This is a genomic window from Marivita sp., from assembly GCF_017643905.1.
Classification (GTDB): domain Bacteria; phylum Pseudomonadota; class Alphaproteobacteria; order Rhodobacterales; family Rhodobacteraceae; genus Marivita.
The window spans coordinates 1-23,357 of sequence record NZ_JAEPMO010000043.1 but is presented as its reverse complement, the minus strand read 5'-3'; the positions used below and the strand labels follow the sequence as shown (position 1 = coordinate 23,357).

Below are 23,357 nucleotides of genomic sequence, written 5' to 3'. Positions count from 1 at the left end.
CTCACGCGGCGGTCCGGCGCGGTAGCTCAGTTGGTTAGAGCGAACGACTCATAATCGTTAGGTCGGGGGTTCGAGTCCCCCCCACGCCACCATTTCCCTCTCAGAGACTTTGGTCTGAACCTGCGGACGGCACCTTACGCATGTTGGCCTTTCTGCACGAACAAGCGTCGGAAAAAGAACAGACGGTCCCTGTCGTACCCGTTTAGTCCAGACGCATGACCCAGATATCTCCCATAACAGTGTCCACCGACCGCATCCTTGCAGGCGTTGCCCTGATGCTCGGCTTTTGCATCACGGCCCCCCTTCTGGACGTGGCCGCCAAACTGGCCTCCAGCAGCGTTCCCGTTGGTCAAATCACCACGGCACGGTTCGTCATTCAATGTGTGCTGATGGCCCCTGTGGTCTGGCTCATGGGACTGTCCTTGCGCGTTGCGCGCGGGCTGTGGCTGGCATTGGTGATCCGCTCGGGCCTGTTGTTCGTCTCGACTTTCTGTTTCATCGCGGCGATCCGCGTGATGCCACTGGCCGACGCGCTGGCGATCGTCTTTGTCGCACCGTTCATCGTGTTGCTCGTGGGAAAGTTCTACCTTGGCGAAGATGTCGGCCCGCGCCGAGTCGGTGCCGCCCTTGTCGGCTTTTTGGGTGTGCTGTTCGTCATCCAGCCCAGCTTTTCCGCTTTTGGCGCGGTGGCCCTGTTCCCGCTGGGGACAGCCGTTGGGTTTGCCTTCTACATCCTTGTGACCCGCGGTTTGTCACGGCAGGTGCACCCGGTAAGCCTGCAATTCTACACTGGCCTGATTGCAAGTGTGCTGTGCCTGCCCATCCTGATCATGGCCCAAGGCAGCGGCTCTGTCCTTCTTGATCCGGTCTGGCCGGAGGGGATCGCCTGGACCTGGCTCTTCGGTGTCGGCTTCTTTGCCACGGTCAGCCACATGATGATGACCTATGCCTTGTCGTTGGCACCTTCTGCGACCCTTGCCCCGCTGCAATATCTGGAACTGCCGGTGGCGACATTGCTCGGATACTTGGTCTTCGGGGATTTCCCGAACACGCTGACCCTGACAGGCATCGGCATCATCATTGGCGCAGGACTCTACATGATCCACCGCGAACGCGTCACGGCACGACAGTTGATCACCGAGCGCGCGGCGCCACCGATCTGAAACTCAATGCGTTACCGAATGACACGCAGATACCAATACGCGTAACATTTCATTTGCGGAACCGTCGCTTGCGACGTATGATCGCTCGCAACCTGATCAACTGATTCAGGCGTTGGCTCTTTCAAGAAGGTCCGCAGCATGTACGCACAGATGGTCAAATCCGAAGCAACACAGGACGACCCCGAAAAGCTCGCTGCGTTTCAGGCACGCATCGACGCTGGCGACAAGATCGAACCGAAGGACTGGATGCCAGAAGGCTACCGCAAGACCCTGATCCGCCAGATCGGCCAGCACGCCCATTCCGAGATCGTCGGCCAATTGCCCGAGGGCAACTGGATCACCCGTGCGCCGACGCTGGAACGCAAGGCGATTCTTCTGGCCAAGGTGCAGGACGAAGCGGGGCATGGCCTCTACCTCTACTGTGCGGCCGAGACGCTGGGGGTCAGCCGGGACGAACTGACCGAGATGCTGCTAGATGGCCGCATGAAATACAGCTCCATCTTCAACTACCCGACGCTCACATGGGCGGACATGGGCGCGGTCGGCTGGCTGGTTGATGGGGCGGCGATCATGAACCAGGTGCCGCTCCAGCGCACCTCCTACGGCCCATATTCCCGCGCGATGATCCGCATCTGCAAGGAAGAATCGTTTCACCAGCGGCAGGGCTATCACATCATGATGAAGATGGCCCAAGGCACACCGGCGCAGAAAAAGATGGCGCAGGATGCGCTCAACCGCTTCTGGTATCCATCGCTGATGATGTTCGGCCCGTCCGACAAGGACTCGGTACATTCCGCGCAGTCGATGAAGTGGAAGATCAAGATGAACACCAACGACGAGCTGCGTCAGAAGTTCGTCGATCAGACCGTGCCGCAGGCCAACCATCTTGGTCTGACCGTGCCGGACGACACCCTGTGCTGGAACGACGAAAAGGGCGGATATGATTTCGCCGAACCGGACTGGTCCGAGTTCTTCGACGTGATCCAAGGCAATGGCCCGTGCAACACCGAACGTCTCGCCGCCCGCAACAAGGCCTGGGACGAAGGTGCCTGGGTGCGCGAAGGGTTGATGGCGCATGCTGCCAAGAAACGCGCGGCAAAGCTGGCCGCGGAATAGCTCATCGGCCCTGACGGGCATCTTCGCGAGGCGAGCCAGAAGGCTCGATGAGCGGTCGGAGGACAGACATGAAACACGAATGGCCCCTTTGGGAGGTTTTCATCCGCGGGCAACATGGGCTCAACCACCGTCATGTCGGCAGCCTGCATGCGCCTGATGCCGAAATGGCGCTCAAGAACGCGCGGGATGTCTATACCCGCCGGAATGAAGGTGTGAGCATCTGGGTGGTCGAAGCGGCACATATCACCGCCTCCTCTCCTTCGGACAAAGGGCCGCTTTACGAGCCGTCGGAAAGCAAGGTCTACCGCCACCCGACCTTCTTCGACATTCCCGACGAAGCGGGTCACATGTGATGACCGACCAGACCGCCCTGTTCGAATTCCTCCTGCGGCTGGGGGACAACACGCTGGTGCTCGGCCACCGGGTCAGCGAATGGTGCGGCCATGCGCCGGTACTGGAAGAAGACATCGCGCTCGCCAATATCGCGCTGGACCTGATCGGCCAGACGCAGATGTGGCTCGGCCTCGCCGGAGAGGTCGAAGGCGCCGGACGCTCTGCCGATGATCTCGCGATGCTCCGCGATGTCTGGGATTTCCGCAACCTGCTGCTGGTCGAACAGCCCAATGGCGACTTTGGTCAGACCCTGATGCGGCAATGCCTCTTCGATGCGTTCCATGTCGAACTGCTCACCGATCTGACCCACGCCCCTGACGACCGCATCGCGGCCATTGCCGCCAAAGCGCTGAAAGAGGTGACCTATCACCTCGACCGCTCCTCCGAGACCGTGATCGGCCTTGGCGACGGGACCGAGGAAAGCCACCGCCGCATGCAGACAGCGCTCGACCTCCTCTGGCCCTATGTCGGTGAGATGTTCACAGCCGACACCGTTGACGATGCCATGCACACCGCCGGGATCGGCCCCGACCTGACCGCGCTGCGCAGCCGCTTCGACACACGGATCGACGCCATTCTGGCCGAGGCGACGCTGACCAAACCCGACAGCATCTATGCGCAGTCCGGCGGCAAGACCGGCTTCCGCCATTCCGAACATCTGGGCCACATGCTGACCCAGATGCAGTGGCTCCAACGCGCCTATCCCGGTGCGACCTGGTGACATGACACCCGACCTGCCCACCATCTGGGACTGGCTCGATCAGGTGCCAGACCCCGAGATCCCGGTGATCTCGGTTGTCGATCTCGGTATCGTACTGGACGTGGCATGGCAGGGCGACACGCTCGAAGTGGCTGTGACCCCGACCTATTCAGGCTGCCCTGCCACATCGGTGATCGCGATGGATATCGAAACCGCTCTGTACGATCGGGGTATCCGAAACGTACGGATCAAGACCCAGATTGCGCCGCCCTGGACGACCGACTGGCTTTCGGACAAGGGCCGCGCGAAGCTTGCTGACTACGGGATTGCGCCCCCCTCGCCCGCCGGTGGCCCCGACACCTGCCCGCGCTGCGGAGGCACCCATCTCACCCGGATCAGCCAATTCGGCTCCACCCCGTGCAAGGCGCATTGGCGGTGTGACGACTGTCTCGAACCGTTCGACTATTTCAAATGTATCTGACCGTAAGGCCCTGATATGGCGCGTTTCTATCCCCTGACCGTCACCGCTGTCGAAAAGACAACCCGCGATGCGGTTGTGATCACGCTCGAGGCCCGCGACGGGGGCAACTTCGCCTTCACCCAAGGCCAATACCTGACCTTCAAGCGGGATTTTGACGGCATCGAAATCCGCCGCTCCTATTCCATCTGTTCGGGAGCCAATGAAGGCGTGCTGCGCGTCGGTATCAAGAAGGTCGCGGACGGCGCGTTTTCCCAATGGGCCAACACTGACCTTCAGCCGGGCGCGACCATCGACGCGATGGAGCCGATGGGCAAGTTTCACACGCCCATCGAGCCGGACAAGGCCAAGACTTACCTTGCATTTGCCGGCGGGTCGGGGATCACGCCGGTGCTGTCGATCCTGAAGACCGTCCTTGCGGCGGAACCCAAATCGCAGGTGACGCTGGTCTATGCCAACCGCAGCGTCAGCACGATCATGTTCCGGGAAGAGCTGGAAGACCTCAAGAATCTATATATGAGGCGTTTGAACATCATCCACATTCTTGAAACCGACGCGCAGGATATTGACCTGTTCCAGGGTCGCGTCGATGGCGAAAAATGCGCGGCACTGTTCGAGCATTGGATCGACATCCAAAGCGTCAACACCGCGTTCATCTGCGGGCCGGAGCCGATGATGAAAGCCATTGCACAGGCGCTTGGCGACCACGGGTTGAGCAAGGATCAGATCAAGTTCGAGCTTTTTGCCAGCGCCCAGACCGGGCGGCTGGAACGGCGTACCAAAGCCGCCGATGGGGCGGCCACGGACGCGATTGCAGCGAGCATCACCCTCGACGGCATGACGCGCAGTTTCGAGATGGGCCGCGACATGACGATCCTCGAAGCGGCACTCGACAATGCGCTCGACGCGCCCCATGCCTGCCGCGCCGGGGTGTGTTCGACCTGCAAATGCAAGGTGTTGGAGGGCGAAGTGGACATGGTCGCCAACCACGCGCTCGAGGATTACGAGGTTGCGGCAGGCTACGTCCTGTCCTGCCAGTCCTACCCGATCACCAAGCGCGTTGTGGTCGACTACGACCAGTAACCGTCATACCGGGTTGCGCTTGTCCACGACGCGCACGGCCTTGCCCTGAGACCGGGCCACGGACCCCGGATCCCCCCCCGCGACCTCGGTCGAGATGCCGATGGGATCCTTGATCCGCTTGACCAGCATCCGCGTCGCCGCCGTTCGTGACAACTCGTCAGCCGCATCGGGCGTGGCCTCGACCAGCACCCGCATCGCGTCCATCCGGCCTGCGGTGTAAAGCTCGATCTGGAAATACGGGGCCAGCCCGCCGGTCGCCATGACCTCTTCCTCGATCTGGGTCGGAAACACGTTCACGCCGCGCAGGATCATCATGTCATCGCTGCGGCCCGTCACCTTTTCCATCCGTCGCATCGACCGCGCGGTGCCCGGCAAAAGCCGCGTCAGATCGCGGGTGCGGTAGCGGATGACGGGCATGCCTTCCTTGGTGATCGTGGTGAACACCAACTCACCCTTTTCGCCATCGGGCAACACCTCACCGGTCTCGGGATTGATGATTTCGGGGTAGAAGTGATCTTCCCAGATGTGCAGCCCGTCCTTGGTTTCCACACATTCATTTGCCACACCCGGCCCGATCACCTCGGACAAGCCGTAGATGTCGACCGCGTGCATGTCGAAGGCCTGTTCGATCTCCTGCCGCATCGCATTTGTCCAGGGTTCGGCACCGAACACACCCACCTCTAACGACGTCTCGCGCGGGTCCAGCCCCGCTTTGTGGAACGCCTCAAGAATGTTGAGGATGTAGGACGGCGTTACCATGATCCCCTTTGGCCGGAAATCAGTGATCAGGCCAACCTGCTTTTCGGTCTGCCCTCCACCCATCGGCACCACCGTGCCACCGAGCTTTTCCACCCCGTAATGCGCGCCAAGCCCACCGGTAAACAGGCCGTAACCATAGGCCACATGCACCATGTCTCCGGCACGCAAACCCGACGCCCGGAGCGACCGCGCAACCACGCTGGCCCACATATCGATGTCGTTCTTCGTGTAGCCGACAACCGTCGGCTTGCCGGTAGTGCCGGAGGACGCATGGATCCGTGCGATCTGTTCGCGCGGTACGGCGAAAAGACCAAACGGATAGTTGTCCCGCAGGTCGGATTTCAAAGTGAAGGGAAACTTCGCCAGATCGGACAGGTCTTTCAGGTCATCAGGATGAACCCCCGCCGCATCAAACTTGGCGCGGTACATCGGCACGTTGTCATAAGCATGGCGCAGCGACCAGCGCAGGCGGTCCAGTTGCAGAGCGCGGATCTCGTCGATGGATGCGGTTTCGATCGGGTCGAGATCACCCGGTTTCGGTGACAAATCTTTCATGTGCCCAGCGCCTCCCCTACGCTTCGTCGAACACCGTGCCCTTGATCGACCGTGACAGTCCGCGGAACTCGGCAATCAGCACCCCGGCCTGATTGGTCACCTGTACATCGGTGATGCCGCTGCGCCCGGTCAGTGAAATCTCGGTTGCTGTAGCGCGCAGGCGGTCCCCCAACCGGCCCGAGGCGATATAGGTGATCGAATTGTGCTGCGCGACAGTGACCTGATTGCGGCTGTTGCAGGCAAAGGCAAAAGCACTGTCGGCAAGCGTAAAAATCACCCCGCCATGGCACATGCCGTGCCCGTTGCAATGGTGTTTCTTGACGGTCAGTTCCATGACCGCTTCGCCTTCCGCGATATGCGTCAGCTCCATCCCCACCCATTGCGAGGCATGATCCTGAAGCCACATTTTCTGTGCCGATTTTTGGGCGCGTTCGTCCGGTGTCATGGACGCGACGCTTGCATGAAGTTCGCGCACGGTCAAATACTTAGACAGGGAAATGGGGATCGCGATGACAGTTCAGGATGTACAGAGTTTCATTGCGGGCGCTTGGCTGGCCCCCGACAGCAGCGCGCGGGACATTCGGGATGCCGTGACCGGCGATGTGATCGCGCGTGCGGGCCGTGCGCAAGTCGATGCGGGGGCGGTGATCGACCATGCTCTGACTGTCGGCGCGACTGCCCTGCGGGCTATGACATTCCATGATCGCGCCCGGATGCTCAAGGCGCTGGCGCTTTATCTGCAAGAGCGCAGGCAGGTTCTCTATGATCTCAGCTTTTCGACCGGGGCCACGCAGAAGGACCACCTGATCGACGTGGATGGCGGGATCGGGACGATGCTTGTCATTGCCTCCAAAGGTCGGCGCGAGATGCCGGACGGGCATGTCTATCTGGACGGCGGGATCGAGCAATTGTCGCGCAAGGGCAGCTTTGTCGGGCAGCATGTCTGCACCCCGTTGCAGGGTGTTGCGGTGCACATCAACGCGTTCAACTTCCCGGTCTGGGGCATGCTGGAAAAGCTGGCCCCAACCCTCTTGGCCGGTGTCCCGGCGATCGTGAAACCGGCGACGACGACCTGCTATGTGACCGAAGCCTGTGTGCGGTTGATGCTGGAAAGCGGAATTTTACCAAATGGTACACTTCAGCTTGTGACCGGCGATTTGGGCGATCTGCTTGGTCACCTCGGCCCGCAAGATGTGGTCAGCTTCACCGGCTCCGCCGACACAGCATACACCCTGCGCAGCGCGCCGAACCTGCTGCGCAACTCGGTGCGGTTTGTGGCGGAACAGGACAGCCTGAACGCGTCGATCCTAGGGCCGGATGCTCTGCCCGGCACGCCGGAGTTCGATCTTTTCGTCAAGGAAGTCCACCGCGAGATGACCACGAAGGCGGGGCAGAAATGCACCGCCATCCGCCGGATCATCGCGCCGCAGGCTCAGGTCGATGCGGTGATTGCCGCTGTATCCGACCGTCTGCGGGGCACGGTGATCGGAGACCCGCGCGATCCGGCAACCTGCATGGGCGCGCTGGTGTCAGACGGTCAGCGGCGCGACGTGCTGGAGAAATGTGCAACGCTTGCGACAGAGGCGGAACGGGTGTTCGGCGATCCCGATGCGTTTGTCGTACACGGGGCCGATGCTGCCAAAGGCGCGTTCCTGCCGCCAATGCTTTATCATTGCGCCGACCCCGATGCGGCAAGTCATGTACATGACACAGAGGCGTTCGGCCCGGTGGCGACCGTCATGGGCTACCGCGATCTGTCCCATGCGATTGCGCTTGTGAACCGGGGGCAAGGCAGCCTTGTGGCTTCGGTCATCACCCATGACCCCGAGGTCGCCCGCGAGGTAGTGATGGGTGCGGGCGCGTATCACGGGCGGCTCTACTTCAACAACCGCGACAGCATGGCCGAAGCAACCGGCCACGGCTCCCCCTTACCCCACATGGTGCACGGTGGTCCCGGCCGTGCGGGTGGTGGCGAGGAACTGGGCGGTGTGCGCGGGGTTTTGCATTATATGCAACGGACTGCTGTTCAGGGCAGCCCGGACATCCTCAAAGCCGTAACGGGCGAATGGGTTCCGGGGGCCACCACCTCGCAAGGCCCGGTGCATCCGTTCCGACGCAGCTTTGACGAGGTGCAGATCGGGGAGACGCTGCACACGGGCGAGCGTGAAGTGACGATGGAAGACATCGAACACTTTGCGCATTTCACCGGTGACACGTTCTATGCCCACATGGACGAGGACGCGGCCAAGCGAAACCCGTTCTTCCCCGGTCGGGTGGCACATGGCTATCTGCTTCTGAGTTTTGCCGCTGGTCTGTTCGTCGATCCGGACGAAGGCCCGGTGCTGGCCAACACCGGTCTCGACAATCTACGCTTTCAGAAACCGGTGAGCGCCGGGGACCGGATCAAGGTGCAACTGACGGTCAAGAAGAAGACGAAGCGTACAGATGATTACGGCGAGGTCCGCTGGCATGTCATTCTGCGCAATCAGGACGACGCAGTTGTTGCAGAATATGAACTGCTCACGATGAACGCATATTCTTCTACGCCTGACAGCTTGGCCTGAGGCCGCGCGCGGCGTATCGGTTGGCAATGACAGACACCGATTTCGCTCAACTCGTGACCCGCGCACTGGGATCCTGCACCCCAAGGGTGTGGTCGCTTCTGGTAACCATGTTCGGCGATTTGGCACTGGCCCCGCGGGCTCGGCTGAGTGGTGCGACCGTAAACGCGATTACGGCTGCGATCGGAATCAAGCCCGAAGCGACGCGGGTTGCTCTGCACCGTCTGCGGAAAGAAGACTGGATCGAAAGCCATCGCAGCGGGCGGCAAAGCCGCTATGAGCTGACCAAGATGGGACGGGCCGAAACCAAAGCGGCCTGGCCAAGGGTGTATGGACCTGCACCATCAGACGTGACCGCCTATCTGGTTTTGAACGACCCCACCTCGCAAAGTGACGTGCTGTCCGACCGAAGCACCGGAACCTCCGTACAAATTGGCCCGAAGGCGATGGTCACGGTGGACATACCGCGTTCGGAGCACCAACTGGCTCTGGCAATTGGGGCGACAGACCATGTGCCGCAATGGGTGTCTGACAAGCTCTGCCCAACCGAGGTGCAAACTGCGTCAAGAGACTTGGCGCTCCGCTTAACGCACCTGTCCGAAAGTGGTGAACTTGATCAGATGACCCTATTGCAGCGCACAGCCTTGCGCGTGGTCGTCGTCCACGAATGGCGGCGATTGATCCTGCGCGTGCCTGCCTTGCCCGAGCACCTTTTTTCCGACGCATGGCACGGCGCGGCCTGCCGGACCTTGTTTCTGGACCTGTTGTCCCGGCTGCCTGCACCGGACATGGCAAGTCTGGAACAAGAGATCGAGTGCGACTGATCCCCCTGAGTCTTGCCAGTCCGTGATCCGCGTTGAACGACGCCTCTTGCAGCAAAAACTTGGCATCCGGACTTCCCGTCATAGACGTAATTTGCGTTCGCCTGCCCTGCCGTTTCATCGCAAAGGCGAGTGACCTGGACATAGATGCCTAAGTTATCATCACTTTTTGCGATGATCGCACGCGCTATGCGGGAATTTGGTCGATCACGCTTTCCGTCCGCCAAGTTTTTATAAACGCTTTGGAAAATGCCGAACCGCGCGTATCGTGTGCGGGAACGACCTGGTGGGGATTATGTTTGATCTGCTGATCAAAGAGGCAGTTTTGCCGGACGGGCGAAGCCCGGTGACCATTGCGATCAAGGACGGCCGCATTGCCGCGATTGGTCAGAACGTGCTGGGCGAAGCGGCCGAGGTGATCGACGCTGGTGGCCAGCTTGTCTCGCCGCCATTCGTCGATCCGCATTTCCACATGGACGCCACTCTGAGCCTTGGCCTGCCGCGTTTGAACCAGTCGGGCACCCTGCTGGAAGGCATCGCGCTTTGGGGCGAATTGAAGCCGATGCTGACGGTCGAGGCAGTGGTCGAGCGGGCGTTGCGATACTGCGACTTGGCCGTCGCGCAGGGGCTTTTGTCGATCAGAACCCATGTCGATGTAAGCACGGCTCCGCTGACGGGGGTCGAAGCGCTGCTTGAGGTCCGCAAGACCGTTGCCCCCTATATCGACCTGCACCTCGTGGCCTTTCCGCAGGACGGATTGTTCCGCGCCGAAGGAGCCGAGGAAAACCTGCTGCGCGCACTGGATATGGGTGTTGATGTGGTGGGCGGCATTCCGCATTTCGAGCGCACGATGGAAGATGGCGCGCGGTCGGTGAAGCGCCTGTGCGAGATCGCGGCGGATCGCGGATTGCCGGTGGACCTGCATTGCGACGAAAGCGATGATCCGATGTCGCGCCACGTGGAAACGTTGGCGGCGGAAACCACGCGGCTTGGGCTGGGCGGACGGGTGGTCGCCAGCCACGTCACGGCGATGCATTCCTATGACAACTACTACGCCTCCAAGCTGATCCCGCTGATCGCGGAGTCGGGCATGCATGTGGTGCCCAATCCGCTGATCAACATCACCCTACAGGGGCGGTCCGACACCTATCCGCGCCGCCGGGGTCTGACTCGAGTTCAGGAACTGCGCGCGGCCGGGGTGAACGTGGCCTTCGGGCAGGATTGCACGATGGACCCGTGGTATCCGCTGGGGTCTGCCGACATGCTGGAGGTCGCGCATATGGGCGTACATGCCGTGCCCATGACCTCGCGCGAGGCGATGGCATGGGCGTTCCATTCGGTCACGATGGGCGGTGCGGCGGCGATGGGTTTGCCCGACCCGACGCTCCGCGAAGGCGGCCCGGCGAACATGGTCCTGCTGCAAGCCCGCGACCCGATCGAGGCGGTGCGCCTCAAGGCGACACGTCTGGCAGTGATCCGGGGTGGCAAGGTTCTGTCGCGTACCGCACCGCGCATTGCACAGCTTTCGCTGGAGGGACGGCCCGACAGCGTGAACCCGGCGGACTATGCCCCACCGCAAAACACATAAACCAAACCCAACACAGAGGATGCTGCCATGACCCTGACCACAACCCGTCGAAGCCTGCTGGTGGGCGCTGCCGCGACACTTGCGCTGCCCGCCTATATCCGCCGCGTGAATGCGCAAACGGTTATCAAAGTCGCGGGCGTCCATGCCTCGCCGGTTGAGAACGCGTGGAACAGCCGGATTCATCTTGCGATGCAGCAAGCCGCCGAAGCCGGGCTGATCGAATACGAATTCTCCGAAGGCGTTGCGGCCACCGACTATCCCCGCGCGATGCGGGAATACGCGGAAAGCGGTGTGCAACTGGTCTGGGGTGAATCCTATGCCGTGGAACGGGAAGCGCGTGAAGTGGCGGCAGACTATGCCGACACGGCCTTCCTGATGGGATCGTCAGGTGGCCCGGAGGGCGATAACTTTGGTGTATTTGGCACACGCAACCACGAAGCGGCGTATCTGGCCGGGATGCTTGCGGGCAAGATGTCGGAAAGCAATGTCTTCGGTTCGGTCGGCGGCTATCCGATCCCCGAGGTCAACCTGCTGATCAACGCGTTCCGGATGGGCGTGAAAGAGGTCAACGCCGACGCCACCTTCCTCAACGGGTTCATCGGCGCATGGTTTGATCCTGCGCGCGCTCAGGAAGCGGCGATTGCGCAGATCGACTCCGGGGCCGACATTCTCTTTGGTGAACGCATCGGTACGGCGGATGCGGCACAGGCCAAAGGCGTCAAGGCGATCGGATCTCTGATCGACTACACCCCGCGTTACCCGGAAACCGTGTTCGCCAACGCGATCTGGAACTATGGCCCGACGATTGAAGCGATTGTGGCCGACATCACAGCGGGCAGCCCGGTGGGTCGCGACTACACCGAATACTCGTTCATGTCCTATGGCGGCAACGAGTTGATCTATGTGGACAGCATGGTGCCCGCCGACGCGATCCCCGCGATGGAAGCGAAACGCGCTGCCATCCAGGCGGGCGAGTTCGAGGTGCCAATCGACGCGAACGAGCCTGCCTGATCGTCCGTGACGGACGCGACGGCCCTCGCCGCCGCCATTGCAGCCGGGCGGATCTCCGCACAGGACGCGATGGCGGCGAGCCTCGCCCGGGCGCATGAGACGCCCGGCGCAATGGCCTGCATGCTGCCAATCGAAGAGGCTTTGTCCTTGGCGGATGGGGCGGCACCGGGGCCGTTTTCCGGTGTGCCTTTCTTTGGCAAGGATTTGGGCGCTGTCGTGCGCGGGCTGAAGCAGAGCGCAGGCAGCGCGGCGATTGCCAACCGCGTCGAAGCGCCCCTGCAAGACAGCGCCTTGTTCGCCCTGTTCCGGGCGGCAGGCTTGGTGCCGTTTGGCCTGACGGCCGTGCCAGAGGTCGGGTTGGCCTTGTCCACCGAACCCGAGGGACGTCCACCCGCGACAAATCCGTTCGACGCGACCCGGACACCGGGGGGGTCCTCCGGCGGCGCGGCTGCTGCCGTTGCCAGTGGGATCGTCGCCATCGCGCACGCAACCGATGCGGCGGGGTCGATCCGCGTGCCTGCCGCCTGTTGCGGGTTGTGGGGGCTGAAGCCATCGCGCGGTGTGTCGCCGATGGGGCCAGACTACAACAACTGGCTGATGGGCATCGCGTCAGAACTGGTACTGGCGCGGTCGCTGCGGGATGTGAAAACCGCATTGGCCTGCGTCGCCACGACCGATGGGCGCATGACACCACGTGTTGCCGTGATCCTTCCGGACACGTGCGACGACACGCAGGTCAACGCGACTCTAGCAGCGGCGAAGGTGTTGGAGGCAGCGGGTTGCATCATTCAGGATGGTCCACCATCGTCGCCGTCTGACAAATACCTGTCCCGGCCCATGTCGCTGATCCGCATGATCCTGGCCGCTGCCTTGCACGAAGGCTTGACCGCCACGGGTGTGCCAGACGATGAACTCCCACAGCTCTTGCGTGCCGCGCGGGCCGAGGGCGCCGCTTTGACGGGGACCGATCTGTTCGCCGCTTCGCGAGACATCATGCAGATGAGCGACATCATTCTCGAATTTTTCGGCGATGCCGACGCGATCCTGATGCCTGTCCTGTCCGGCCCGCCACCCATGCTGGGGGCGTTTCCGATGGATCATACTGATCTAGATGCGCACTTTCTGAAGATGGAGGCGATGGCCCCGAACGCGGCTTGGGCCAATGTTGCTGGCCTGCCCGCACTGGCCTTTCCTGCCGGGTTTGAGAACGGTCTGCCCGTTGGCGCACAGCTTATCGGACGCCCCAACAGCGACACCGCCCTTTTGGAATTCGCGCAGCCTTTGGCGCATATGATCGACATTCCCTTCCCGCACCCCATCGCCGGACTGCCCACATGACCGCCGTTCTTGAACTTTCGAACATCACCAAGCGGTTTGGCGCGTTGACGGCGAATGAGGACGTATCGCTGTCACTGGCCCAAGGAGAAATCCTGGCCCTGCTGGGCGAGAACGGCGCGGGCAAGACGACGCTGATGAATATCCTGTTCGGCCATTACAACGCGGACGAAGGCGAGGTGCGGGTCTTCGGTGAAACCCTGCCCCCCGGCAAACCGCGCGCGGCGATTGCCGCGGGGGTCGGGATGGTGCACCAGCACTTCACCTTGGCAGGCAACCTGACCGTTCTGGAAAACGTGATGCTTGGGTCGGAACCACTGGGTCGCCTGCGGTCTGACCGGGCATCTTCACGCAGGAAACTCATGGCGATTTCCGAGAGGTTCGGCCTGCCCGTCGATCCTGACAGCAAGGTGTCGCGCCTGTCGGTTGGCGAACGGCAGCGGATCGAGATCCTCAAGGCAATCTACCGCGATGCGCGTATCCTGATCCTCGATGAACCCACCGCCGTTCTGGCGCGGCCCGAGGCGGAACGCTTGTTCGAGACCTTGCGCGGCATGACAAAGGACGGGCTGTCGCTGATCTTCATCAGCCACAAACTGCACGAGGTGATGGCCGCATCGGATCGCGTGGCGGTGTTGCGTGGCGGCAAGATGGTCGCCGAACGCAAAACGGCTGAGACGTCGCCCGCCGAACTGGCGGAACTCATGGTGGGCCGCAAAGTCGAACGCCCGGTTCGAGAGGATCAGAAGATCGGTGCGCCTGTGCTGGTCGCCGATCGGATTACCGTGACCGACGACGATGAGACCAAGCTGGACGACGTGTCCTTCACCGTACATGCGGGCGAGATTCTTGGCATCGTCGGCGTGTCTGGCAACGGGCAAGGCGCACTGGGGTCGCTGCTGTCCGGTTTGATACATCCGAGCCAGGGCACTCTGACCCTGAACGGTGTCGATGCCGGACATCTTGGTCCGCGCGGACTTATCGAGGCCGGCGCGGCACGGGTGCCAGAGGATCGCCATGCCGAGGGCGCGGTCGGTGAAATGACGGTTTGGGAAAACGCGGTGTTGGAGCGGTTGCGCACTCCGGAATTCTCCAAATCCGGTTTTGTTCGCCAATCCGCCGCGCGCGCGCATGCTGCCGACCTGATCAAGCGCTTCGATGTGCGAGGGGCACGCCCAGATACGCGCATCCGACTGCTATCGGGTGGGAACATGCAAAAGCTGATCCTTGGTCGGAGCCTTGCCATCGGGCCGAAATTTCTGCTGGCCAATCAACCGACACGCGGTTTGGACGAAGGCGCCATTGCCGCTGTGCATGCAGAATTACTGGCGGCACGGGCCGAGGGTGCGGCGATCCTGCTGATCTCGGAAGAACTGGAAGAGGCGGTGCAACTCTCTGACCGCATTCAGGCCATTGTCAAAGGGCGCCTTTCCCAACCTGTCATGGCAGCTGACGTGGACTCCCGGAAGCTGGGCCTGATGATGGCCGGGGTTTGGGAGGACAGCAATGCGGCTTGAACGACGTGAAAGCGTGCCCTTGGCGCTGGTCACCACTGCGCCTTTGGCGGCGATTTTTGCAGCGTTGCTGCTGGCGGCGGGCCTGATCGGTGCGGCGGGCGTGAACCCGCTGACCGCCTATGCCGAGATGCTGCGCGGTGCGTTGGGATCGCGCCTGTCGATCACCGAGATGCTGACCCGAGCAACGCCGCTGATCCTCACCGGGCTGGCGGCGGCAGTCGCGTTTCGCGCCCGGCTCTGGAATATCGGTGGCGAAGGACAGTTCTATGTCGGGGCACTGACCACCGCGTGGATTGGCCATTCGCTCGGCTTGCCCGGCCCGATTGGCATTGCCGTGTTGATGGTCTGCGGCATGGCCGCCGGAGCACTCTTGCTCGCCGGACCAGCTTTCCTGCGCCTGCGGTTCGGCGTCGATGAGGTGGTCACGACGCTGTTGCTCAACTTCATCGTGATCCTGTTTGTCGGGCTGATGATCGAAGGCCCACTGCGCGATCCGTTGGCCTTTGGCTGGCCGCAATCGGTGCCGGTGGATGGCGACTACCGTTTGCCCGATCTGGTCCCCCGCACGCGGCTGCATATCGGCCTTCTGTTCGCCATCGCGGCGGCGGGCGTGGTCTGGCTGGTCCTGACCCGTACGGTGTTCGGGGTTGAGACCCGCGCGGCAGGGCTGAACGCCCGCGCGGCTGCCTTTGCCGGTATCTCCCTTCCCCGCACGATCATGGGCGTGGCGCTGGTATCCGGCGCACTGGCCGGGCTTGCAGGGGCGGTGGAGGTGATGGGTGTCACAGGCGGCGTGACCACCACCATGTCACCGGGCTTTGGATACGCCGGGATCGTGGTTGCCATGCTGGCGGCACTTCATCCTGCGGGCGTGGTGGCGGCGGCGATCTTTGTGGCGACCGTGTTTGTCGGTGCCGATGCCATGAGCCGTGCGACGGGTGTTCCCAGCTTTATCGCGGACGTGATCGTTGCCTTGTCGCTGCTGACCATGCTGGTCGCGCTATTGTTCACAACCTACAGGCTGCGCCGATGATCGAAGCACTAGAGATCCTCACCAATACCAGCCTCTGGGCGGCCGTCCTGCGGATCGCGACTCCGTTGATCTTTGGCGTGTTGGGCGCGCTCTTGTGTGAACGTGCGGGTGTGCTGAACCTCGGGATCGAGGGGATCATGACGATGGGCGCGATGGCCGGGTGGCTGACCGTGTATATGGGTGGCGACCTCTGGATGGGGTTGGTGATCGCAGCGGCAAGCGGGGGCTTGATGGGGCTCTTGCATGCCGGGCTGACGGTGCCTTTGGGCCTGTCGCAGCACGTGTCCGGATTGGGCATCACGTTGTTTGCTTCGGCACTCGCCTATTACCTCTATCGCCTGATCGTTCAGGTCGGAGAGACACCGCCCACCATCGAACCGTTCAGGCCCTTGGATATTCCGGTCCTGTCAGACATTCCCGTTCTTGGCCCGATCCTGTTCACCCAAACGGCACCGACCTATCTTGCCCTGATCTCGGTCGCGGTGCTGGCCTATGTGTTGACGCGCACGCCTTTGGGCTTGGCAATCCGCATGACCGGAGAAAACCCACATGCAGTCGAGGCGCAGGGCTTGAACCCGAACGCGCTGCGCATCGGGGCGATTGTCGCGGGGTCCGCGCTGATGGGACTTGGAGGTGCCTTCCTGACCACGGCGGCGTTCAATTCCTTCTTCCCCGAAATGGTGCAGGGGCGCGGCTGGATCTGCATCGCGCTGGTGGTGTTCGCGTCATGGCGACCCGGCAAGGCATTGATAGGCGCGCTGCTGTTTGCATTCTTCGACGCCTACCAGTTGCGCTTGCAAACCGTAGTCGAAGGCGTGCCCTACCAGTTGTTCCTGATGGCGCCCTATGTGCTGTCCATCGTCGCGCTGATCCTTGTCGCACGCCGGGCCGAGGTGCCGGAGGCGCTAATGGCGCCCTACCGGCGTGGTGAGCGATAGGGTCAGCCGAAAACCACACCATCCATCAGCTTGCGTGCGGTGCGCAGGACAGCGGCGGATGTCACTTCGCCTGAAGCCGAGACCTGCGCGATGATGCTCGTTTCGCCGCTTGGGTGTTCGATGGGCATGCGCTTTTCAGACCCCTCGGGCACCTGCGCCAGACCTTCGGTCACCGATCCCGGCAACAGGCAGGCCGTGGCGACGCTTACCGCACCCAGAACGCCGATAGAGGCATGACAGCGATGCGGTATGAAGGTGCGAGTGGCAATCACGCCGCCCCGTCGCGGGGCGCTGACCAGAGTCATCTTGGGCACTGTTTTCTGCGCCACGTCGCCAAGGTTCATCACCTGCCCACAGGCCAGACGGATCGCCTCGAGCCGCGCCTTCAATTCATCATTAGCTTCAAGAGCTTCACGCCTTTCCGTGCCGTTGATCCTAAGATCACTGGCGCGCAGCAGGACGACCGGCATCCCGTTGTCGATCATGGTCACATCGACGCCGTCAACTTGGTCGTGCGTGTTGCCGGTCGGCAGAAGCGCACCGCAGGTGGAGCCCGCCGTTCCGACAAATTCAAGCGGGATGGCTGCAGCCGTTCCCGGCACACCGTCGATAGAGGCATCGCCCGTGTAGGTGGGCATACCACCGGGGGTCTGTACGGTGGCAATCGCAGTCTGCCCGGTGTTTTCCATGTAGATCGCAACGCGGGTCTGGCCGTCTTGTCCGGGCACCAGCCCGCGTTCGATGGCAAAGGGCGCGACCCCGGCAAGGATGTTGCCGCAATTCTGACCGTCAGAGACCTGAGGCTGATCCACGGCGACTTGCAGGAACAGGTAATCCACGTCCACGCCGGGACGATCCGACCGTTTCACCACCGCAACCTTTGAGGTCAGCGGATCAGCGCCCCCCATCCCGTCGATCTGTCGGGCATCAGGGCTGCCCATGACCCGCATCAGAAACGCGTCGCGGTCTGCGGACAGGTCTTCGGCCAGAAAGTAGCCACCCTTTGAGGTGCCACCGCGCATCCACATGCAGCGGATGCCATCAGACATAGCGAAGACCCTTTTCGGCCAGTCGTTCGCGCATCTGGTACATGTCGAGACCCAACTCGCCAGAGGCCAGCCGCTTGCGTTTCGCCTCTTCATTGGCGACGCGTGCCTTCGCCTTTTCCAGAACGTCAGCGGCATCGGCCCGTTTGACAACACAGACCCCGTCATCGTCGGCGACAATCACGTCCCCAGCCTCAACCGCAGCACCCGCACACACCACCGGGATGTTAACGGACCCCAGCGTTTCCTTGATCGTGCCTTGCGCGCAGATGGTCTTGGACCAGACAGGAAAGCCCATCTTTTCAAGGTCGACCACATCGCGCACGCCCGCGTCGATGATCAACCCGCGACACCCGCGCGCCTGTGCCGAAGTTGCGAGGAGATCCCCGAAATACCCTGCATCGGATGGCGAAGTGGTTGCCAGAACCAGCACGTCACCGGGTTTGATCTGTTCGATGGCGACATGCAACATCCAGTTGTCAGCGGGCGGAACGAGGATCGTCACCGCCGAGCCGGCAATGGACGCGCCGCGATAGATCGGTCGCATGTAGGAGGCCAAGAGGCCGATGCGGCCTTGCGCCTCGTGGACTGTGGCAACACCACAGGCGGCCAGACCGTCGATCACCTCTGGATCGGCCCGATCGATGTTCTGAACGACAACACCCATCATAGCTCGTCCACCGTGCGCGGGAAAACGGACTGGAAGCCTTCGGCGTATTTCGCGGGACGCCCGCCCGACTGCCCACCCGAGTTCCGGCGGAAGTGGTTGCCCCGGTTCTCGGCCACGTTCGTGTAGAAATCCCAAAGGTGGTGTTGGCCTTCCATACATTCGATGGCGGCGCGTTTTTGATCCCAGACTTCGGTGATGTCGAGGAACACGTCCGGTTTCCACCCCATCTGTTCGGTCTGGTGCGGCTCGAACAGGTAAAGCTGCGGCGCGCCCAAGACCTTTTCGCCCGGATTGTGCCCCCACGCCTGCGCGATCATCCGCACCTCAAGAGACAGGCTGCTCGTGTACATGTGATCGGTGTTGTAGGGGTCGTATTTCGAGTGGCTCAGCATGAATTTCGGCTGCACAGCGCGGACCAGATCCACCAATTTCATCTTGTTGTCGTGGTCGACGACCAGCGGATAATCCCCCAGATCAAAGAACTGGATATCGTGGACATTCAAAGCATTGGCCGCGTTCTCGGCCTCTTTGCGACGAATGGACTTCACCTCGTCCAGGGTTTTGCCCTCTTTCCAGAGCTTGGCGCTTTCGCCCCGTTCGCCGAAAGACAGGCAGGCCACGGTCACTTCGTAACCCAGCTTCTGATGCAGCGCGATGGCCCCACCGCAACGCCAGACGAAATCGGCGGCATGCGCGGAAATCACCAGCGCGGTTTTCTTGTCACTCATTCTGACCCCTCCCATGGACCAACTTGCGCGCAGATTGCACAGCCCAAGGGTGCTTTGCCACTTGAAAGATGCTTTGGCGCGTGTCGCACCGAGGCGCGTGTCAAAGCGCCCCGGCGTTGATCCATTCGTCCAGTTTCTGACGACTGACTTCGAAATGCATGCTGTCTTCGCGGCCCCACGACGCCCCCCAGACCCAGCCTTCATCCTTGAAGAAATCGGCAAGGATGGTGAGACCCAGCTGTGTTTTGCCGTCGCCCAGCGTATCCAGAACACCGTCGATGTTCAGATCAACGGCAAGGCCGAACGCATGGGTCGAGGCGCGGCCCCGCGTGCCCCGGATCTGGCGCACGCACAGCGATCCTGCGGTATTGATCCGCGCATAGAGATCGGGGTCGGTGACGCGGACCTCTTCGAACACGCGGCGCAGGGAATCCGCGGCGGGTTTCAGCATGCGCACCCGGATCGGACCAACGTCCTCAAGAACCAGCTTGTCCGCCAGTCTTGGGTTGGTCATTTCCTCGCAATCATCGGACATGACCTCGCGGGGCGGTCCGAAGACCCGCGTAAGGTAGGACGGTCCGGCGATGGTCAGACCTTCGTTCACATCACGACGGTTGGCGATCAGAACGACCTGCGCACAGGCGTCGATGATGTCATTCTGGCCATTTTGCTGGAACACTGTCGCGCCATTGTCGCCGGGCGCTGGTGCGAGCGTTTGACCGGGCATCGGGGCAATCGGAGCGCGCGCGGCGGCGGCCGCCAGCTTGGCCATTTCCTGTGTCATGTCGTCCAGCCGGATTTGCAGATCCTCGACCTGCTGGCTGAGCATCTCGATCTCGATCCGTGCGCCAGAGTCGATGGCTGTTCCGGCGAACCCTTCCTCCATGCCGCCGGACATCAGCCGGGGCACGAAAATCCAGATGATCGGTGCAAGGATGATGGCGATGCTCAGGATAATCGCCGGGATCAGACGCATGAAGGAAAATTCCGAATTTAATAAGCTTTAGGCATTTAAATCGGATTCTCCCTGTCAATCCAAGCCAAACCTGACCCTTGGTCAACGACGGCAACACTTCCTTAGCACCGGACAAGCATAATCGGCCGCGCGCGCATTGGCCCGGCGCCAAACCTGCCTGTCTTCTTTGCGGTCCCGGGGCTGTCAAACCCATTGCCGGGGGGGGACAGCTAAGCTAAACTTTCTAGGCCAAGCTTTTTTCACTTGAGGACATGTATTGCTATGTCGACCATTAGAACCCTATCCGCGCTGTCACTCGCCATCCTTCTCTCTGCAGGAGTTGGCGATCGCGCGGCGGCTCAATCCTCCGACAATGGCGGGATGACAGCCGAACAGATCATGCAAGCCTTTGAAAAACAAAAGACACGGGGCCTTGTTCTTGTCCCGTCAGAGTCAACCGCACCTGCTGCCAGCCAGCCGACCACGACGGTCACCACCACCGCTGCGACCACCTACACGGAAGTGGACAAGGCCGATCAGGTCAACATCAAGATCAAGTTCGACTTCGACAGCGCCACGCTCCGCGACGATCAGAAGCCGCAGCTTGCAACCCTGTGCGAAGTGATGAAGGCAGTTGATGTACAGTTGTTCCAGATCGTCGGCCACACCGACAGCTCGGGCTCTGCGTCCTAAAACGAAAACCTGTCGCTTCTGCGCGCAAAAGAGGTGAAGCGTCATCTCGTGACCGAATGTGGCATTCCGGAAAACCGGTTGGAGGCCATCGGCATGGGGGAAAGCGCACCCTTCAACGCTGCGGACCCGCGCAGCGACGAAAACCGGCGTGTCGAGTTCCAAGCACTTGGCTAATGACTTCGGTCACCTTCTGAAACCGGAGACATTATGACAGATAGCCGTCCAGGAGACCTGTTCAAACCTGGCGATCTGGTGAATAACACCTACCGCGTCGAAGCCATTCTCGGACGCGGCGGAACATCCGACGTTTACAGAGCACGATCTGAAATCTCGGGGCGGCTTGTCGCCCTGAAAGTACTGAAGTCCGAATTCTCGACCAATGAAGACTATCTGCTGCTTCTGACCCGCGAAGAAGCGATGCGCGACATCCGGCATGACGCCATTGTGCGATATTCCGAGAACCACCGCACGGCGGATGGCCATGTCTATTTGCTGATCGACTACATCGATGGTCCCGGCATGGACAAGAAGCTCAAGCAGGGCCCGATGTCTACGGATGACCTTCTGGTGATCTGCAAACGGGTCTGCGAGGGGCTGCAGGCCGCGCATGAGCGCAACATCTTTCACCGCGATCTGTCGCCAGACAATATTCTTCTGCGGGATGATGATCCCTCACAGGCCGTCATCATCGACTTCGGCATTGCGAAGGACACAAATCCCGGAGCAGAAACAATTGTCGGCAATGAGTTCGCCGGAAAATATGCCTATGCCGCGCCCGAACAGCTCGCCGGGAAGACCGACGCGCGCACGGATATTTATTCGCTCGGGGCGTCGCTTCTGGCGAATTTCAGGGGCAAGTCACCGGATATCGGGCGCAACCCGATGGAGGTTGTGCAGAAAAAGGCGGAGCCGCTTGATACGATCGGTGTCCCGGAGCCATTGAAGTCGATCCTCGACAAGATGACCCAGCCCAATCCGGACGACAGATTTCAAAGCGCGGCTGCGGTTCTGAATGCGTTGGCGGGTAATCCCTTCGACACAGCAGGTAATGAACCCCTGTCGGATGCGACAGTCATCGCGCCCCTGAACGCGGCCGTCAAAGCCGCAGCTCAGGCAGAACCGGTCACCGCGCCACCAAAGACCACAGCACAAAAAGCACCGCCGAAACCCGCCAGGCAGGACACCAAGAAAAGCGGCATGGTTCTGCCTGCCGCCATCGGGGGTGTCGTGGTGGTTGCCGGGATCGCAGGTGCGTTCGCCATGGGTCTCTTTTCGTCCGCACCCAGCCTGCCGGTTGCCGATCCCTATCGTCTGTCGATTGCCAAAGCGAAAGACGCGCCGCCGCGCGCCGTGGGCTTTGTTCCCGGTGAAGAGGTGGCATCTGCCCTGCGCGAACAGATGCAGCAACAGAACGGCACGTTCGACCTGACGCTTGCCAGCGGCGCAATTGCCGAAAGCTGGGGTCAGGACATGCTGACGGTGGTGGATGCCATCGACGAAATGGACGCATGGCGCGTGTCCCTGTCGGGCAATGTGGCCGAAATCGAAGGGTCGACGACAAGTCGGCCCGTCTTTGACGCGGTCATGGCGGCCTTTGATGCAGGTGCCATGGGTGCGTTGAGCGGTGAGCCCGATCTGACCCTTGAAGCAATCATCCTCGCCCCGGAAAAACTTGATCCGATCCTCAACACCTTTGCAGATTGCGGTCCGCTGACGCTCGTCAATCGCCCGATTGCGGGATACGGCCCGGAAAGTCCGGTGATCGTCGGGGGTGTCATGTCGAGCGAGGAAAGTCGCTCGGCGCTGGCGAATGCGCTGTCTGCCATCATCGGATCTCGACCGCTCGACATCGATGTCGATATCCTCAATTCGACGCTTTGCCTGATCGAAAGCGTTTTGCCCAAAGCCCCGTCGAGCCCCAATGATGTGGCGTTTTTTCAGGGTGATCAGGACAACAACCCGAACCCGACAGGCGAATTCCTCGTCGGCGAAAACCCTGTGATTGACGTCGAAATTCCCGCCGATGTGACGGACGGCTTTTTGACCGTGTCGGTGCTGGATGTGTCGGGCAACGTTGTTGGATGTCACTGAGAACTGACCCAGCAACGATCAACATTGTCACTGAGAATTGACCCATGTGGAACCCTCCCCCTGACGGGATTTGTCGGGGGTCATTGGAGTGATCGACATGGATATTTTGAGCGTCATTCGACG

Annotated in this window: 23 protein-coding genes and 1 tRNA gene; 18 read left to right on the top strand and 6 right to left on the bottom strand. The window is 61.4% G+C overall.

Features of this window, described 5'->3' with window-relative positions; genetic code table 11:
• Positions 1 to 15: 15 nt before the first annotated feature.
• From JJ869_RS08805 to JJ869_RS08775, 7 genes are all read left to right on the top strand, one after another.
• A tRNA-Met gene (locus tag JJ869_RS08805) sits at positions 16 to 92 on the top strand.
• A 123-nt stretch (positions 93 to 215) separates the two neighbouring features.
• Positions 216 to 1,163, top strand: a complete 948-nt coding sequence (locus JJ869_RS08800) for a DMT family transporter (protein ID WP_292266217.1) — start codon at positions 216 to 218, stop codon at positions 1,161 to 1,163.
• A gap of 138 nt (positions 1,164 to 1,301) precedes the next feature.
• Positions 1,302 to 2,279, top strand: coding sequence for a 1,2-phenylacetyl-CoA epoxidase subunit PaaA (gene paaA / locus JJ869_RS08795; RefSeq protein WP_292266215.1), 978 nt, complete (start codon positions 1,302 to 1,304; stop codon positions 2,277 to 2,279).
• A 68-nt stretch (positions 2,280 to 2,347) separates the two neighbouring features.
• Positions 2,348 to 2,632, top strand: coding sequence for a 1,2-phenylacetyl-CoA epoxidase subunit PaaB (gene paaB, locus JJ869_RS08790; RefSeq protein ID WP_292266213.1), 285 nt, complete (start codon positions 2,348 to 2,350; stop codon positions 2,630 to 2,632).
• On the top strand, positions 2,632 to 3,393 hold the full coding sequence (paaC, locus tag JJ869_RS08785; protein WP_292266211.1) for a 1,2-phenylacetyl-CoA epoxidase subunit PaaC: 762 nt from the start codon (positions 2,632 to 2,634) through the stop codon (positions 3,391 to 3,393). Before paaB ends, paaC begins: the two co-directional genes overlap by 1 nt.
• A gap of 1 nt (position 3,394) precedes the next feature.
• Positions 3,395 to 3,853, top strand: a complete 459-nt coding sequence (paaD, locus tag JJ869_RS08780; RefSeq protein WP_292266210.1) for a 1,2-phenylacetyl-CoA epoxidase subunit PaaD — start codon at positions 3,395 to 3,397, stop codon at positions 3,851 to 3,853.
• A 15-nt stretch (positions 3,854 to 3,868) separates the two neighbouring features.
• Positions 3,869 to 4,933, top strand: coding sequence for a 2Fe-2S iron-sulfur cluster-binding protein (locus JJ869_RS08775; RefSeq protein ID WP_292266209.1), 1,065 nt, complete (start codon positions 3,869 to 3,871; stop codon positions 4,931 to 4,933).
• A gap of 3 nt (positions 4,934 to 4,936) precedes the next feature.
• On the opposite strand, the gene paaK is transcribed toward JJ869_RS08775, so the two are convergent.
• Entirely contained in the window at positions 4,937 to 6,247 is a 1,311-nt protein-coding gene (gene paaK, locus JJ869_RS08770) for a phenylacetate--CoA ligase PaaK (RefSeq protein ID WP_292266208.1), read from the bottom strand.
• Positions 6,248 to 6,263: 16 nt separating this feature from the next.
• Positions 6,264 to 6,692, bottom strand: a complete 429-nt coding sequence (paaI, locus tag JJ869_RS08765) for a hydroxyphenylacetyl-CoA thioesterase PaaI (RefSeq protein WP_292266207.1) — start codon at positions 6,690 to 6,692, stop codon at positions 6,264 to 6,266.
• 64 nt (positions 6,693 to 6,756) lie between these two features.
• Here paaI and paaZ point away from each other — a divergent pair, with 64 nt between their 5' ends.
• The 8 genes from paaZ to JJ869_RS08725 all read left to right on the top strand — a co-directional run bounded on the left by paaZ (position 6,757) and on the right by JJ869_RS08725 (position 17,051).
• The gene (gene paaZ, locus JJ869_RS08760) at positions 6,757 to 8,811 is read left to right on the top strand and encodes a phenylacetic acid degradation bifunctional protein PaaZ (protein ID WP_292266206.1); all 2,055 of its coding nucleotides are present in this window, start codon (positions 6,757 to 6,759) and stop codon (positions 8,809 to 8,811) included.
• Positions 8,812 to 8,837: 26 nt separating this feature from the next.
• A complete protein-coding gene (locus tag JJ869_RS08755) occupies positions 8,838 to 9,632 on the top strand; it encodes a PaaX family transcriptional regulator C-terminal domain-containing protein (protein ID WP_292266205.1) in 795 nt (264 codons plus the stop codon).
• A gap of 292 nt (positions 9,633 to 9,924) precedes the next feature.
• On the top strand, positions 9,925 to 11,217 hold the full coding sequence (locus JJ869_RS08750; RefSeq protein ID WP_292266204.1) for an amidohydrolase family protein: 1,293 nt from the start codon (positions 9,925 to 9,927) through the stop codon (positions 11,215 to 11,217).
• A gap of 27 nt (positions 11,218 to 11,244) precedes the next feature.
• On the top strand, positions 11,245 to 12,228 hold the full coding sequence (locus JJ869_RS08745; RefSeq protein WP_292266202.1) for a BMP family protein: 984 nt from the start codon (positions 11,245 to 11,247) through the stop codon (positions 12,226 to 12,228).
• 6 nt (positions 12,229 to 12,234) lie between these two features.
• On the top strand, positions 12,235 to 13,566 hold the full coding sequence (locus tag JJ869_RS08740; protein WP_292266200.1) for an amidase: 1,332 nt from the start codon (positions 12,235 to 12,237) through the stop codon (positions 13,564 to 13,566).
• The gene (locus tag JJ869_RS08735) at positions 13,563 to 15,080 is read left to right on the top strand and encodes an ABC transporter ATP-binding protein (RefSeq protein ID WP_292266198.1); all 1,518 of its coding nucleotides are present in this window, start codon (positions 13,563 to 13,565) and stop codon (positions 15,078 to 15,080) included. The genes JJ869_RS08740 and JJ869_RS08735 overlap by 4 nt, the downstream gene beginning before the upstream one ends.
• The gene (locus JJ869_RS08730) at positions 15,070 to 16,113 is read left to right on the top strand and encodes an ABC transporter permease (protein ID WP_292266196.1); all 1,044 of its coding nucleotides are present in this window, start codon (positions 15,070 to 15,072) and stop codon (positions 16,111 to 16,113) included. Before JJ869_RS08735 ends, JJ869_RS08730 begins: the two co-directional genes overlap by 11 nt.
• Entirely contained in the window at positions 16,110 to 17,051 is a 942-nt protein-coding gene (locus JJ869_RS08725; protein WP_292266194.1) for an ABC transporter permease, read from the top strand. The genes JJ869_RS08730 and JJ869_RS08725 overlap by 4 nt, the downstream gene beginning before the upstream one ends.
• A 2-nt stretch (positions 17,052 to 17,053) precedes the next feature.
• Here the strand turns inward: JJ869_RS08725 and JJ869_RS08720 are convergent, their stop codons facing one another.
• The 4 genes from JJ869_RS08720 to JJ869_RS08705 form a co-directional block, all read right to left on the bottom strand.
• Entirely contained in the window at positions 17,054 to 18,100 is a 1,047-nt protein-coding gene (locus JJ869_RS08720; RefSeq protein ID WP_292266193.1) for a 4-oxalomesaconate tautomerase, read from the bottom strand.
• Entirely contained in the window at positions 18,093 to 18,764 is a 672-nt protein-coding gene (locus tag JJ869_RS08715; RefSeq protein WP_292266236.1) for a 4-carboxy-4-hydroxy-2-oxoadipate aldolase/oxaloacetate decarboxylase, read from the bottom strand. Before JJ869_RS08715 ends, JJ869_RS08720 begins: the two co-directional genes overlap by 8 nt.
• Positions 18,764 to 19,495, bottom strand: a complete 732-nt coding sequence (locus JJ869_RS08710) for a PIG-L deacetylase family protein (RefSeq protein WP_292266192.1) — start codon at positions 19,493 to 19,495, stop codon at positions 18,764 to 18,766. Before JJ869_RS08710 ends, JJ869_RS08715 begins: the two co-directional genes overlap by 1 nt.
• 100 nt (positions 19,496 to 19,595) lie before the next feature.
• Positions 19,596 to 20,471 (bottom strand): M15 family metallopeptidase, encoded by an 876-nt coding sequence (locus JJ869_RS08705; protein WP_292266191.1) that lies wholly within the window; start codon positions 20,469 to 20,471, stop codon positions 19,596 to 19,598.
• 261 nt (positions 20,472 to 20,732) lie between these two features.
• Between JJ869_RS08705 and JJ869_RS08700 the strand changes: the two genes are divergently transcribed.
• The 3 genes from JJ869_RS08700 to JJ869_RS08690 are packed head-to-tail and all read left to right on the top strand — an operon-like array spanning position 20,733 to position 23,234.
• Positions 20,733 to 21,143 (top strand): hypothetical protein, encoded by a 411-nt coding sequence (locus JJ869_RS08700; protein WP_292266189.1) that lies wholly within the window; start codon positions 20,733 to 20,735, stop codon positions 21,141 to 21,143.
• A gap of 9 nt (positions 21,144 to 21,152) precedes the next feature.
• Positions 21,153 to 21,317, top strand: coding sequence for a hypothetical protein (locus tag JJ869_RS08695; RefSeq protein WP_292266234.1), 165 nt, complete (start codon positions 21,153 to 21,155; stop codon positions 21,315 to 21,317).
• 33 nt (positions 21,318 to 21,350) lie between these two features.
• Positions 21,351 to 23,234: a serine/threonine protein kinase gene (locus JJ869_RS08690; protein WP_292266186.1), complete on the top strand. Its 1,884-nt coding sequence runs from the start codon at positions 21,351 to 21,353 to the stop codon at positions 23,232 to 23,234.
• Positions 23,235 to 23,357 lie beyond the last annotated feature (123 nt).

Bases quoted from the DNA above. Each gene is read 5' to 3' on its own strand.
- JJ869_RS08800 (WP_292266217.1), top strand. From the start codon at position 216: ATGACCCAGATATCTCCCATAACAGTGTCCACCGACCGCATCCTTGCA.
- paaA (WP_292266215.1), top strand. From the start codon at position 1,302: ATGTACGCACAGATGGTCAAATCCGAAGCAACACAGGACGACCCCGAA.
- paaB (WP_292266213.1), top strand. From the start codon at position 2,348: ATGAAACACGAATGGCCCCTTTGGGAGGTTTTCATCCGCGGGCAACAT.
- paaC (WP_292266211.1), top strand. From the start codon at position 2,632: ATGACCGACCAGACCGCCCTGTTCGAATTCCTCCTGCGGCTGGGGGAC.
- paaD (WP_292266210.1), top strand. From the start codon at position 3,395: ATGACACCCGACCTGCCCACCATCTGGGACTGGCTCGATCAGGTGCCA.
- JJ869_RS08775 (WP_292266209.1), top strand. From the start codon at position 3,869: ATGGCGCGTTTCTATCCCCTGACCGTCACCGCTGTCGAAAAGACAACC.
- paaK (WP_292266208.1), bottom strand. From the start codon at position 6,247: ATGAAAGATTTGTCACCGAAACCGGGTGATCTCGACCCGATCGAAACC.
- paaI (WP_292266207.1), bottom strand. From the start codon at position 6,692: ATGACACCGGACGAACGCGCCCAAAAATCGGCACAGAAAATGTGGCTT.
- paaZ (WP_292266206.1), top strand. From the start codon at position 6,757: ATGACAGTTCAGGATGTACAGAGTTTCATTGCGGGCGCTTGGCTGGCC.
- JJ869_RS08755 (WP_292266205.1), top strand. From the start codon at position 8,838: ATGACAGACACCGATTTCGCTCAACTCGTGACCCGCGCACTGGGATCC.
- JJ869_RS08750 (WP_292266204.1), top strand. From the start codon at position 9,925: ATGTTTGATCTGCTGATCAAAGAGGCAGTTTTGCCGGACGGGCGAAGC.
- JJ869_RS08745 (WP_292266202.1), top strand. From the start codon at position 11,245: ATGACCCTGACCACAACCCGTCGAAGCCTGCTGGTGGGCGCTGCCGCG.
- JJ869_RS08735 (WP_292266198.1), top strand. From the start codon at position 13,563: ATGACCGCCGTTCTTGAACTTTCGAACATCACCAAGCGGTTTGGCGCG.
- JJ869_RS08730 (WP_292266196.1), top strand. From the start codon at position 15,070: ATGCGGCTTGAACGACGTGAAAGCGTGCCCTTGGCGCTGGTCACCACT.
- JJ869_RS08725 (WP_292266194.1), top strand. From the start codon at position 16,110: ATGATCGAAGCACTAGAGATCCTCACCAATACCAGCCTCTGGGCGGCC.
- JJ869_RS08720 (WP_292266193.1), bottom strand. From the start codon at position 18,100: ATGTCTGATGGCATCCGCTGCATGTGGATGCGCGGTGGCACCTCAAAG.
- JJ869_RS08715 (WP_292266236.1), bottom strand. From the start codon at position 18,764: ATGGGTGTTGTCGTTCAGAACATCGATCGGGCCGATCCAGAGGTGATC.
- JJ869_RS08710 (WP_292266192.1), bottom strand. From the start codon at position 19,495: ATGAGTGACAAGAAAACCGCGCTGGTGATTTCCGCGCATGCCGCCGAT.
- JJ869_RS08705 (WP_292266191.1), bottom strand. From the start codon at position 20,471: ATGCGTCTGATCCCGGCGATTATCCTGAGCATCGCCATCATCCTTGCA.
- JJ869_RS08700 (WP_292266189.1), top strand. From the start codon at position 20,733: ATGTCGACCATTAGAACCCTATCCGCGCTGTCACTCGCCATCCTTCTC.
- JJ869_RS08690 (WP_292266186.1), top strand. From the start codon at position 21,351: ATGACAGATAGCCGTCCAGGAGACCTGTTCAAACCTGGCGATCTGGTG.